General features: G+C 48.9%; 9 protein-coding genes. 5 read left to right on the forward strand and 4 right to left on the reverse strand.

The genetic code is table 11. The features are described from left to right. Window positions 1-240: 240 nt before the first annotated feature. The gene (locus H6F56_RS01585) at window positions 241-1,281 is read left to right on the forward strand and encodes a Gfo/Idh/MocA family oxidoreductase (RefSeq protein WP_190665062.1); all 1,041 of its coding nucleotides are present in this window, start codon (window positions 241-243) and stop codon (window positions 1,279-1,281) included. Here H6F56_RS01585 and H6F56_RS01590 read toward each other — a convergent pair. Beyond that, window positions 1,278-3,377, reverse strand: coding sequence for an ATP-binding protein (locus tag H6F56_RS01590; protein WP_190665064.1), 2,100 nt, complete (start codon window positions 3,375-3,377; stop codon window positions 1,278-1,280). The two genes, H6F56_RS01585 and H6F56_RS01590, sit on opposite strands and share 4 nt — an antisense overlap. A 321-nt stretch (window positions 3,378-3,698) precedes the next feature. On the opposite strand from H6F56_RS01590, the gene H6F56_RS01595 reads away from it, so the two are divergent. From H6F56_RS01595 to H6F56_RS01605, 3 genes are all read left to right on the forward strand, one after another. Beyond that, window positions 3,699-4,397 carry a RibD family protein gene (locus tag H6F56_RS01595; protein WP_190665066.1) on the forward strand — a complete coding sequence of 233 codons (699 nt, stop codon included), beginning with the start codon at window positions 3,699-3,701 and terminating at the stop codon, window positions 4,395-4,397. Between the two features lie 133 nt (window positions 4,398-4,530). After that, window positions 4,531-5,700: a GNAT family N-acetyltransferase gene (locus H6F56_RS01600; RefSeq protein ID WP_190665067.1), complete on the forward strand. Its 1,170-nt coding sequence runs from the start codon at window positions 4,531-4,533 to the stop codon at window positions 5,698-5,700. A 339-nt stretch (window positions 5,701-6,039) separates the two neighbouring features. Further along, the gene (locus tag H6F56_RS01605) at window positions 6,040-9,174 is read left to right on the forward strand and encodes a Calx-beta domain-containing protein (RefSeq protein ID WP_190665068.1); all 3,135 of its coding nucleotides are present in this window, start codon (window positions 6,040-6,042) and stop codon (window positions 9,172-9,174) included. Window positions 9,175-9,366: 192 nt separating this feature from the next. On the opposite strand, the gene H6F56_RS01610 is transcribed toward H6F56_RS01605, so the two are convergent. Beyond that, window positions 9,367-10,260, reverse strand: coding sequence for an Hpt domain-containing protein (locus H6F56_RS01610; RefSeq protein ID WP_190665070.1), 894 nt, complete (start codon window positions 10,258-10,260; stop codon window positions 9,367-9,369). A 117-nt stretch (window positions 10,261-10,377) separates the two neighbouring features. Continuing rightward, a complete protein-coding gene (locus H6F56_RS01615; protein ID WP_199312521.1) occupies window positions 10,378-10,998 on the reverse strand; it encodes a hypothetical protein in 621 nt (206 codons plus the stop codon). Between the two features lie 114 nt (window positions 10,999-11,112). Between H6F56_RS01615 and rpsD the strand changes: the two genes are divergently transcribed. Next, window positions 11,113-11,721: a 30S ribosomal protein S4 gene (gene rpsD, locus H6F56_RS01620; protein ID WP_190665071.1), complete on the forward strand. Its 609-nt coding sequence runs from the start codon at window positions 11,113-11,115 to the stop codon at window positions 11,719-11,721. A gap of 58 nt (window positions 11,722-11,779) precedes the next feature. Here the strand turns inward: rpsD and moaA are convergent, their stop codons facing one another. After that, entirely contained in the window at window positions 11,780-12,769 is a 990-nt protein-coding gene (gene moaA, locus H6F56_RS01625; RefSeq protein WP_190665072.1) for a GTP 3',8-cyclase MoaA, read from the reverse strand. Between the last annotated feature and the right edge of the window lie 771 nt (window positions 12,770-13,540).

Genomic DNA, 13,540 nt, shown 5'->3' on the forward strand with positions numbered 1-13,540 from the left:
TGTTAATACCCAACTAAATATTACAATACAAACAGTAAAAATTAAAAAGTCAGCGACTGTATTTTTAAACCTCTAAAATTTTGTAGAAAAATTTTGTAAGAAACTTTTGACTAGGGGTATCTGACCTCAATTATAAGCTTGAACTGTGTTGCATTTATTGATGTCTGCCGGCCTACCGTTAGCGCCAAAGTTTGAAATTGCAGAAAAATATGCGAACAGTCAATTATGAGTTAGGAATTAATGGAAAATATAAAATCTGAAATCGAAAAGCCGATGGGTATTGCCGTATTGGGCGCGGGCCGGTGGGGTGCCCATTTGGTTCGCAATTTCTTAGAACATTCCCTAGCGGAGATTGTCGCTGTCGTAGACCCTCATCCGGAACGCTTGAGCGCACTCCAGCAGCGATTTGAGCTGGATGCCGGCGTCATTATGTCTACTGACTGGGCGCAGGTGCGGCACCTGCCGGCCATTGAGGCGGTTGTGATCGCAACGCCGGCATTGACTCACTATGCCTTAATTGCTGACGCACTAAAGCAGGGCTATCATGTCTTGGCCGAAAAACCTTTAACACTGAATGTGGCTGAATCTCTGGAACTGTGCCATCTGGCGGAACACCACGGCTGTGTTTTGGTAGTTGACCACACTTACCTGTTTCACCCAGCAGTCGAACAAGGCCAGAAAACGATTCAGTCGGGTTGTCTGGGCCAGTTGCGCTACGGCTACGCCACCCGCACCCACCAAGGGCCGGTGCGCCCGGATGCTGATGCTTTGTGGGATTTAGCTGTTCATGACATAAACATTTTTAATACCTGGCTGGGACTTGTTCCCTCTCAAGTGCAAGCCACCGGCACCGTCTGGCTTCAGGGGGAGGGGGAAAAGAAATTGGCTGACTTAGTCTGGGTGACGCTCACCTATGCCACCGGCTTTCAAGCATTTATCCATCTGTGTTGGTGTAACCCTGATAAACAAAGGCGTTTGGGGGTTGTGGGCAGCCAAGGTACTTTAATTTTTGATGAAATGTCACCGGAGGCAGTGCTGAGCTTATACCCAGGTTATTTCGAGCGCACCGGCACAGGGTTTACGCCAACGGTTGCGCCTCGTGAGGTACTCACCCTAGAGCCGGCTGAGCCTTTAGCGCGGGTTTGTGATCATTTTCTGAACTGTGCCCTCAAAAAAATACCCTCCCCTGTTTCGTCAGGTTGGAAGGGTGTGGAGTTGGTGCGAATTCTCAGCGCTTTAACCGAGTCAATGAAGCGGGGAGGGCAGTTGGTGCCGGTTTAGGACGGGTTGGGGTTTGCGATCGGCATTTCGGAAGCAGGGGAAGGTCGATCCGCGTGGTCGATGTGCGGTTGTGTTTCCTCCGTTTTCTGAGTCGCTGCCGGTGAGGGCGACGGCGTCTTATCCATCAGCGGCAACGCAATTTCAACCGTCGTGCCTTGGCCCATTCCAAGACTGTGCAGGGTAATGGAGCCTTTCATGAGTTCGACTAGGTTCCGAGAGATGGCCAGCCCCAATCCTGTGCCACCATGCTTGCGAGTTCGCTTCCCATCCACCATTACAAAAGGTTGAAACAGCCGGTGCTGCTGGGTGGGATCGATGCCAATTCCCGTATCTTGGATTGCTACAATCACACGAGACTCGGATACGGATGAGGCCGCTTTTGCCCCTTGGGGACTTGACTGAGTTGACTGGCAAGGCTCTATCCGAGTTGTCAGGGTAATGCTGCCGGTATCGGTAAACTTAATCGCGTTGCCTACTACATTGAGCAGCACCTGCTTGAGCTTCGCGGTATCCGCTTCAACAATCAGCGTTTCTGAATGCTCATGCCAATTTAACCGCAAGCCTTTCTGTTGAATGTGGCTTTGCTGTAAATCTACGACTTCCCTAAGTAATTTTGGGAGATCGACCGGCTCTGTGATCACCGACAAGGTGCCGGCTTCAATTTTGGCAATATCAAGCACGTCATTGATAATGTCAAGCAAATGAATTGCAGCGTCATCCGCCCGCTGCAAGAACTCCATTTCCTCTTCCTCATCATCACAGCAGTCATCACGCACCAGCCGGATGCACCCAATAATCGCATTCAGTGGCGTTCTCAGCTCGTGGGAAGTATTGGCCAAAAACTCATTCTTCAGTTCGTTGGCGATTTTTGCTTCCTTCCAAGCCGTTTCTAGCTCCTCCGCCCACGCTGTCAGCCGCTCTACCATACTGTCGAGCGATTCTGCGAGTTGATTGAACTCCTTGATTTTGAAGTTGTGGGGAACTGGTTCTAGAGAGCGCCGGCCCTCTACTGTTAGGGCGTAGTAGCCAAGTTTTTCTAAAGGACGCGCCAGATCGCGAGACAGATACACGGTTGCCAGCAGGTTAGCCGCTAACAAACCCAAAATCAGCGTCACCAGAACGTGCTGAATTTCTTCTAAGCCGGCCAGGGCGTTATCCAGACGAGTGACGGCTAAAACGATCCATTTTTGATTGCCGTCGTTGGTAATCGGACTCGGAATTGCCGTATAGCCGGCCAGCAATTCCACACCTTTGTTTTCAAATCCAAATAGGTGGCCAAAATCTGTTTTCCCGTTGAGCGCCGTACCCACCATATTTCTAAGTCGTTCGGCGTCTTTCTCCTGCTGAATGTTCCGTCCCACTCGGCTGGCATTCGGATGATTCAGAATTGTTCCATCTTGGCCGATCACCACCGTGTAGCCAGATAAAGACCTTGGTTTATCCTTCTCTGGCTCAAGCAGTGCTGACTGAATTCTCAGCGCGTAGCGCAATTCCCCCGTACCCTGATCGTAAACCGGCGCACTTAACAGCAAGCTAAGTTTGCTTTCACCGCTCATGGTTACAGTTTGGTTTGCCGGCAATGGCTCCTGGGAGACATTGGGCAGCAGCGCTGTGACGCGCACATCTGAAGCTTCTGGAACCAGCCGATTACGCCGCTGAGGCCACAATTTGGCCGACAGCTCTCCAATCGGTTGCACTCCGCAGGTACTCACTTCAATTGCGCCCGTCTTTACATTCGTCAGCTGAATGCACTGGATCGGTGTCGGCAATTGTTGCGCCAGCTGCTCTAAAAATTGTTTAGATACCTCTAACGAACCTGATTGCAAGGCTGTGGTTTCACTGGCCGTGATCAGTCCCGCTTGTAATGCTTTGATGGAGTCTTGAATTCTTTCTCCCTTTCTTACAGCGCTTTCAGAAAGGTTCTGGCGGGCAGTTTCTAGGAGGCCAGAGCGTGCCTTTCGGTAGGTCACATATTCCCCAAGCAATAGAACCGGCACGCTCAGAAGTAAGATGCGCGACAGCAAAATTCTGCGAAAGGAAGTCGGACCGATCTCAGTAAAACGAAATTGTTTCAATAGACCGGATAGATTAGGCATCCATCCACCACTATCTTAGGGGCTTAGGTGAAGTGTTTATGCCAGCACAGAGGCTAGTCAACAACATCAGTCACTACATTTCAATCAATTATAGGGGCTATTGGGTATGCCGCCCATAATTTGACATATCAAAACCAAAATGCTATTAAAACTGCGCCAGAAGTAAACAGGCTTTTTTTAAAAATTGCATTTGGTATTTTACAAATCCTACTGTTTTGTGGTAAGACTGCAATTGATTTACGTCAAATTTCTATTGAAATATTAACCTAAATAATCCGCAGATTCATCGCAAATTCGTAAAAATTAACAGATTATAACGAGATGAGGCAAAACAATTTAACGCGTCCTGAGACAATAGTCGTTGTCGCCATGAGTGCTGATGGCAAAATTGCGGAAGCCGCAAGAAACCAAGTGCTGTTCGGTTCCCCTGCAGATAAAGCCCATCTGGAAGCCCAAGTGGCGGCAGCCGATGGTGTGATCTTTGGAGCCGGCACTCTGCGTGCCGGTGGCAGCGCGATGAGAGTCACCCACCCCGAACTCCTCAAACAACGGGAGGAACAAGGCAAACCCAGTCAGCCGGTGCAGATAGTGTGTTCGCGTTCCGGTAACATTGAACCCAACTTAAAATTTTTTCAGCAACCGATCCCCCGCTGGTTGCTCACTACCGCTTCGGGACAGAGCCGGTGGCGAGAACAGCTAGGATTCGAGCAAATTTTAGCCCTAGAAACCCCCCAGCAAGAAATAGACTTACCGGCAGCCCTGCAACATCTGGCCACTTTAGGGCTAGAACGTCTTGCAGTTTTAGGAGGTGGCACACTGATCGCCTCATTGGTCGCTGCTGATTTGATTGATCAATTGTGGATCACCGTTTGCCCGTTAATTTTAGGGGGAGCGACAGCCCCCACCCCCACAGACGGCGACGGCTTTTTAACCGAACAAGCCCCTCGCCTGGAACTTCTTGAAGTTAAGCCGGTTGGACAGGAAGTATTTTTGCACTATCGTCGGCAGCGTGATGAGTGATTGCATTACCCTATATTAGGAAAGCGCTAGAGACTCGGAACAGAGGAGCAAGGACAGAGAACCCAGCACTAGCTCTAGCCTTTATCTTCCCCTCTAGCCCTTAGACCCTAGCCCCTAGCCCTAAATCCCACCTATGGTTGAACAGCTCAAGCCAAGCTATTCGGTTGCTTGGATTAACAAAATCGCCTCAGTACCCCAGTCTGCTTGGGATGCGCTGGCTTTACCGCTGAAAACCCCCTTTCTAGAGTGGGAATGGCTAAACAATATGGAAACCTCAGGCAGTGCGACGGCAAAAGCCGGTTGGCTACCCAATCACTTGATTGTATGGCGAGACCGGCAGATGGTCGCTGCTGCGCCACTTTATATCAAAGGTCATAGCTACGGCGAATTTGTCTTTGATCACCAGTGGGCCGATTTGGCCCACCGGCTGGGCATTGAATATTATCCCAAATTGCTAGGGATGAGTCCGTTTACGCCGGCAGAAGGCTATCGATTTTTAATTGCCCCCACAGAAGATGAGGACGAACTCACGGGCTTAATGGTTAATGCCATTGACCATTTCTGCGCTCGCAACAGCATCTCTAGCTCTCACTTTTTATATGTCGATCCCGCATGGCGACCGATTCTGGAACGCCACGGCTTTACAAGTTGGCTGCATCACAGTTACATTTGGCAAAACAATGGATTTGAGAGCTTTGATGATTATCTAGGAGTCTTCAACGCCAACCAGCGCCGCAACATCAAGCGAGAGCGCAAAGCTGTCGAAAAAGCCGGCCTGCGGCTGTTAACTCTAACTGGCGATGAAATTCCCAAACCCCTGTTTTCCAAAATGTATAGCTTTTATGAAAATACCTGCGACAAATTTGGCTGGTGGGGGAGTAAATACTTAACTAAACGGTTTTTTGAACAGTTGCATCACAACTACCGACATCGAGTTTTGTTTGTTGCGGCTTATACTGAAGCCGACGAACGGCAACCGATAGGAATGTCTTTTTGTATAACCAAAGGCGACCAACTTTATGGGCGCTACTGGGGAAGCTTTGATGAAATTGACTGCCTGCACTTTGATGCGTGTTATTACACACCCATTGACTGGGCTGTGAACCACGGCATCCAAACTTTCGATCCGGGGGCTGGAGGCCGGCACAAAAAACGACGCGGCTTTCCTGCTACTCCAAACCACAGTTTGCACCGATTTTACAATCAGCGTCTTAGCCAAATTCTGCGCTCTTATATTGATGAAATCAACGAAATGGAACGGCGGGAAATTGATGCCATTAATCAAGACTTGCCTTTTAGCTAGCAGCCCTCTTATTTTTTTCGTAAAGAGGGAACTTTTCCGCCTTAAAAACTGTCAAATTATGTTTTTGCTATGTCAAACTAGACCCTCAATCAACTTTTAAAAACATCCCCTAACTCCTGGCAGCTCTGTTCAAAACTATAAATATGCTGAATCACTGAAATCTTGCCAAAATCGAGATTTTACTGGTTTTTATGTCCGTAAATAAAAGCCAGAGGTACTGATTATCAAATTCAATTTTTCGCATCTACCTAAGTGATTAAATTGAACCTTTATGCGGGTATACTCTCAGGATAAGTAGGAACACGGAAATAAATAAGGTTTGCAGTTAGGAGCATCAAAATGGCAGAGATCATCGGCTCATCAAATAATGACTTTATAGACGCCTCAGGTATCAATGCCCTACTAGGTCTGGAGGGTAACGACACGATCCTTGGGGCTAAAGGAGATGATAGTGTCAGTGGTGGCCAAGGCTCGGATCTCATTGCTAGTGACCAGGGCAACGATACTGTACAGGGCGACGAAGGCGATGACCAACTATTTGGCGGACAAGGTGATGACCAACTTTTTGGCAACATCGGAAATGACGATATTTTTGGCAACGAAGGGAACGACTCTATAGACGGTAGTCTGGGCAATGATACGGGCCGGGGCGGTATCGGCAATGACTTAGTTTTTGGTGGGGTGGGTGATGATCAACTCTTTGGCGATCCAGGCGAGGATCTGCTAAGAGGCGGCAGCGGCAGTGACGCGCTTTCCGGCGGCGAGGGAAATGACCGGCTAGAGGGAGATGAAGACAACGACAGACTGCTAGGCGACGAAGGCAATGACGTGATCCTGGGAGGAGGCGGTAATGACTCACTTAGGGGGGGTGTTGGTGGAGATACCCTTGATGGCAGCGATGGCAATGATTTTTTACTAGGGGACTTAGACACTCCTCAACCCGTAATCGAACTCGATACAGAGGTTCCTTTACCTGGGCTAGAAAACTTTTTGAGCAACGACCTCGCTCAGGATTTTATCGTCGGCGGTGCCGGCAATGATACCGCAGTCGGCAGCAATGGGAATGACGATATCTTTGGCAACTTGGGCGACGATCAGTTGTTCGGCAACCAAGGAGCTGATGATATGTATGCCGGCCAAGGCAACGATACAATGCGAGGTGGCCAAGACAACGACCAAATGTATGGCGACCAAGGCAACGATGTCATGTTAGGTGATATCGGCAACGACCAGGTAGCTGGGGGAGAGGGCAATGATTCTCTCTATGGTAACCAAGGCAACGATGTTGTCTATGGTAACGAAGGCAACGATAGCCTTTATGGCGGTCAGGATAACGATACCTTACAGGGCGGTAAAGAAAACGATCTTTTATTTGGCGACCTAGGAGATGACAACCTCGCCGGTGAATTGGGAAGCGACACTTTAACCGGCGGACAGGGACGCGATATTTTTGGCATTTCTAAAGAAAGTGGAGGCGCAACTGTCACCATTGCAGATTTCGTAACAGACTTTGAAGATACCACTGATTTTATTGAGCTGGCTTCTGGTCTGGCGTTTACCGATCTCAATATCTTTCAAGGCACAGACGTAAACGCAGCGAACACCGTCATTCAAGATAAGCTGACGGGCCAGTTTTTGCTCGTCCTCAACAATGTGAACGTCGCCGCCATCACTCAAGCGGATTTTCTGCCGGCACCCCCCACACCACCGACACCCACTGCGCCCCCTGCCACCGGCACTATACAGTTTAGTGCCGCAACCTACCAATACAACGAAAATGGGGCGCCGGTCGGCGTCGCAGTTACCGTAACCCGCACTGGCGGTAGTAGCGGAGAAGCAACTGCACAGATCACCCTAGCTGGTGGTACAGCCACACCGGGCGTAGATTACACAAATACTCCCATCACCGTTGAGTTCGAGGATGGCGAGGACACAGCACAGACGATAACAATTCCGATTACCAATGATATTGCCAGTGAGCCAAATGAAACAGTTAATTTAACGTTAGGCAATGTCGTTGGGGCAACGCTGGGCGCTCAACGCACCGCAACTTGGACTATTGTTGACGATGACAAGGCCGGCACTCTGGAATTTACAGCGCCCACCTTTACGATCAACGAAGACGGCACCACCTCAGCCGCAGTCACGGTGAAACGTACCGGCGGTAGTGCGGGAGATGTCACAGCCACTGTAACTTTGGCAAATGGCACTGCCATCGGTGGAACCGATTTCACGAATACTCCCATCACAGTCAGTTTCTTCGACGGGCAAACGGCTGACCAAACCGTGACTATTCCCCTTACAAATGACGCGCTAGTTGAGGGCAATGAAACGCTGACTGCGACTTTAGGCAGTCCCACTGGCGGCGCGACGATTGGCACCCAACGCACCGCAACTGTCAATATTGCCGACGATGACGTTCCTACTGTCTCGATTGTGGCCACTGGCGATGCAACGGCAGCGGAACAGGGGCAAACCACGGGCGGATTTACCATTACGAATAGTGGAGCAACTGCTGTCGTGGTGAATTACACTGTTGCTGGGGACGCTGCTACCGATAACTCTGATTACACCATCACCTCTTCCAACCCTGCTGATCCGGTTGGTCAAATTACTGTTGTGGGAAATAGCACAGCAACCCTGACAGTAACGCCGGTTGATGATGTGGTACTAGAAGGCTCTGAAACAGTAGATGTGGCACTCACTCCTTCAGCCGGCTACAACGTCGATGCCACGAAAAATACAGCCTCGGTGTCAATTATTGACAATGACGTTCCTATTGTTGAAATCGTTGCCGCTAACCCCAATGCCAGGGAAGGGGGAGAACAGGGACTCTACACAGTTAGCCGCCGGGACGGTGCCGGTAACCCCATCACCACGGGCGCTCTTACCGTAAATTACACGGTCGGTGGCTCAGCCCGGGTGAACAATGACTACGATCCCTTAACAGGTACAATTGTCATTGCAGAAGGTCAGTCCACTGCCAACATTTCCTTAAACCCCGTTGATGATGCGACAGTGGAACTCACTGAGTCGGTCAAACTGACTTTATCTAACTCTACAGCCTATAGTGTTGGGCCCTTGAAAGATGCCACTGTCAACATTAAGGACAACGAGGCCCCGACGATGGTCATTTTCGCTTCTGATGATCGGGCTGAAGAAGCTGACTTGAGCAGCGGCACCTTCCTCATCCAGCGTCTGGGCGATCTCAGTGGATCGCTAACGGTGAATTATGCGGTTGCCGGTACCAGTAGTGCCACCCCTGGTGTTGACTACGTCCAGTTGGGCAGCAGTGTCACATTCGCACCTGAACAGCGCGATGCCTTCGTAACGGTAGCAGCGTTGAATGACACCGGCAGCGAACCGGAACCCCCCTATGAGGAATTGAAGGTGGATTTAGTTGAAGGCGCTGGATACAGCTTAGGCTTCCCAGTCAGCAACACAGTCTATATCGTTAACAACGGTGGGCTGTAGGGCTGGCATTTGTAAATTTACCCATTAGTAAAAATCAAATTTGATTTTTACTGTACCTCCCCCTCTCTAAACTTTTATAGAGCTGGGGGAGTTATTTTTTGCAGACATTACGCAATGAGTTAAACAAGTCAGGAATCTTTCTTCCCCTTTCCTTGTTTATTTAAGTAGCCGTTGCAAAGCGTAAAGTCTGTTTTACTTGGTGGCTTTGTGAAGTAACTGCACTAACTGCACCAACTGCTCTTTATTAAATGCTTGGATCAGCGTTTTTGCCGCTGCTTTGGGTTCCACAACCACGACGACTTGCTTTAAACCGGCAGCCGGTGCACCGGCTGCTAGCTGTTGCAGACTGTAACTGGGTGCAATTTTCTCGGCTTTACCAACGACGACTAAATCACTAGCTTGCTTGAGTTCTTTAATCACAAAAGGAGCCAAGATTGCATAAGAATGCTGCGGATGAGAAATTGCTTTATGAGCAGTTTTAACAAGTTTGAGCCAAGTTTCCGCCCCGGCATCCATCTTTGCTAAACCAACACACAATTTCTGTAACTGTTGGCGGCTGGCTGGCGTTTCTTTTTGTTTAAACAGTTGTAACATCTGTTTAAGAACGCTCACTACTTGATCACCAAAAATACTCGCGTCTGTACCCGCTTCATCGGACGCACCCCCAGCGATCCGGCTGTTCAAATAATCTTGCAGTTGAGCAAAAGCCGGTTCGGTTTCTTGAACCACGCGATCCCCTTCTTCTTCCCGTAAGCCAAATGGCCCTTGGAGACGTTCGAGCAAGTCTTTGAGGGCGTCATACCCCTTTAAAAATAAAGCTTCTATCTTTGGATCGACCTTGACTTGATTCTCTTTAAGGATTTTCAAACAATCCTCTAGCCTATGAGAAATTTGCTGAATGCTGTTGAAACCCAGCATTGCAGCGCCTCCTTTAACAGAATGGGCAGCGCGAAACAATTCGTTTACCCGTTCTTGGTCTGTTACAGTGGCTTGCAGCTCCAAAAATCCTTTTTCTAAGGTTTCGAGGTGCTCTTTGGCTTCCTCTAGAAAATAACCTAAAATCTGCTGCTGCTTCCCGGCATCCACGGCTGTGTTCCTCAACGTGACTATTCTTCGTGGCTATAAATCGTGATTGTTTTGGGGATGGGGGATAAGAGAATTTATTTCTCTGTCCCCCACTCCTCTCCCATCTAAAATAGCGGGTTAATTGGGTGTGGGTGCCGGCGTCCCTGGCAGCTGATTTTGGGGGATAAAGCTGGGATCGAAATCGGCAATACGATCCGCTGCATCAATGCACACAGTCATTGCTTGAGCGGGAACTACATCAATATTACGGCTGAGACCGACCACACACTCGGAATAGCGCTTCGGCAATAGACTACGCCGGCAGTTGTCTAACACGACTGGTGTTAATGAGGCTTGAGCGGTTTTGCTAATATCCACTACGCAAGTCGCTAATTCGCGGGGACGCCGCACCTGCCGGCAAGTCGTCAACGCATCTGTTGCCGCAATATCCGTTCTCCCATATATTTTGACAACACAGCTAGCCAGTTCCTCAGGATCGAGGGCACCCGCACAGGCTGGGGCTACTGTTTCCGGAAAGAGGCCGACATTTAACAGTTTAGACGCGCAGCTTTGATAATTATTTCCGTGAGTGGCAGCAGCCGGGTGCTGGGGAACCGCCATTGCGAGTAACCCGGCAATCACCAACTGCCTTACAGAAAAGCGCATCAAACGCCGGATTTTGGGGCTGCCGGCCAGATCACAGCCTTGGTCGGTCATGGGCAGATCGTAGTGCAAACGATTAAGAGGATGCATAGCCATTCTAGTTAACGTCCTCAAAATGAATCCAACTTAACACGGGTAAGTCACAGTCGTTAAGGTTTATACTAGAATGTCTGGGTAAAATTCCACCGAAGGATATAGAGAGGAAATTCCATGTCGCGATACAGAGGCCCGCGCCTCAGAATTGTACGTCGTCTGGGCGATCTGCCAGGGCTTACTCGCAAACAGCCGAAACGAGCCTACCCACCGGGCCAACATGGCCAAAACCGCAAAAAACGGTCTGAGTATGCTATCCGCCTAGAGGAAAAGCAAAAGCTCCGTTTCAATTATGGTCTCACGGAACGGCAACTGCTGCGCTATGTCCGCAAAGCCCGCCGAGTCACCGGCTCCACCGGCCAGGTCATCCTGCAGCTGTTAGAGATGCGTCTCGATAACACGGTCTTCCGCTTAGGAATGGCTCCTACCATTCCAGCCGCCCGCCAGCTAGTGAATCATGGCCACATTACCGTTAACGGTCGTGGAGTCAATATTGCCAGCTATCAGTGCAGGCCGGGAGAAATCATTGCGGTCAAGGACAAAGAAGCCTCCCGCAAGATAGTTGAAGCCAACTTGGCCAACCCAGGCTTGGCCCATACGCCCAGCCATTTGGAGTTTGACAAAAACACCTTGGTTGGTAAAGTCAACGGCGTCGTTGAGCGCGAATGGGTGGCCCTACAAGTTAACGAACTGCTTGTGGTTGAATACTACTCCCGCAAGGCTTAGGTCACTTGTCTTTTGTCCTGCGTCTACTGTCTTAGGGCAAGTGACAAAGGACAATTGACTAACCTCCTATCTGTGACATGGTGCGCGTATAGATACCGGCGGCAGTGCCTGACTCGCGCTGTTTAAAGTTAATCTCTGGTTTGAGACCGAGTAACTGGCGCACCTTCTCCCTCAACTCAGCTAAGGGAACTCCGCTTCGCAGGGCCGCTTTCAAGTCAATCTGGCCAGCTTCATTTAACAAGCACGGTCGCAACCAGCCGTCTGCTGAGAGGCGCATCCGGTTGCACCGATCACAAAAACATTCGGACATTTGACTGATAAATCCCAGCGTGCCTTTAGCACCGGGAATTTGAAATATGTCAGCCGGCCCCGCACCTGTGACTCGCGATTCGACCAATCCCCAGCGATCACAAATTTGCTGCCGCAACTGTGCTGATGGCACCCACCCGCAACCATCAAACAAATCGCCGTTGCCAATGGGCATAAACTCAATAAATCGGACGTGCCACTGGCGTTCAATGGTAAGAGCGGCTAAATCTAGAACTTCACCATCATTTACGCCCGGAATTACCACGACATTCAGCTTGAGTGGGTCAAACCCCACCCGATGAGCTGCTTGAATTCCCGCCCAAACTTGTGGCCACCGGCTTCGGCCTGCTTTACCGGCAATTCGATCAAAGGTTGCCGGTTCCAGCGAGTCTAAACTGATATTTATTCGCCGTAGGCCGGCCTGATATAAATCTTCAGCTAAATCGGCTAATAAAAATCCATTCGTCGTCATCGCCAAGTCTTCAGTTTCTGGCAACTGGGCAATCTGGCTTACCAATTTCACTACATTCGGACGCAGCAGCGGTTCTCCCCCAGTGAGTCGAAACCGACGAAACCCAACTGGGATAAAGATTTCTCGAATCAGGGTGAGCAGTTCTTCATCGGTTAGCAAATTCTGTTTCAGGATGTAATCAATTTCCGCCCCCTCTGGCATACAGTATTGGCAGTTGAAATTGCACCGATCAATCAGACTGATGCGAAGATAATCTACCTGATTCATATTTTTATCCTGACCCGGCTTGCGAGTCTGATTGCCGGAACTAGCCTAAGTGCATACTTCTAAACTAGAGGCGGTTGATTTGCCGGCTCTCATTTTGGCCAGAGCTGCGGCTGTATCTTAATCTTACTTAATATTTACAGTTTAAAGGATTTTATCGATTTCTCAAATTATCTGAGACACAGCAGCCGTCTCTTAATTGCTCTAAACGCGCAATCGCTCAACTATGCTGTATGGGAAATAGCTGCTGCTCAATCAATAATGCAAAGTCTTCATTGATAGCCGGCATTTCCTAAAATAGTCAAACATTTTCTACCTGAGCTGGCTCTAGCTCAGTAGGTATTGGCGGGCCTGAAAACTTGAGCTTTATTAAAAATTTAATAATATTCACTAATATTTTATCATAAATCATTCTAAATTAGAAAATATAAATTTTTTATAAATTATGAAGATTCTAGCAAAGCTGTGTTCCGGACAAATGTCTCAGTCAAAATACTTGTTCTAATATTGATTCTTAAAGTTTTGATGAAAGACTCAATAGAATTACAACGCTTAAAAGATTATAAGATTACAATCAAGACAATAAAGAGTAAAGTATATTTATGACAACTTCAGCAAACCCAAAGGGGCAGAGCGAAGCATTTTAGCGATTTGGCGGTGGCAGGTTAGTAGAAAAAACTAAATCCGTTCGGTAAACACCACTCATCAGAGCTAGTCTAGTCTCGCCAAAACAGCTTGAATCGAAGGCTAACGAAAAATACCTGTTTGTATTTT

The organism is Microcoleus sp. FACHB-672, from assembly GCF_014695725.1.
In the GTDB taxonomy this organism is placed as follows: Bacteria; Cyanobacteriota; Cyanobacteriia; order Cyanobacteriales; family Oscillatoriaceae; genus FACHB-68.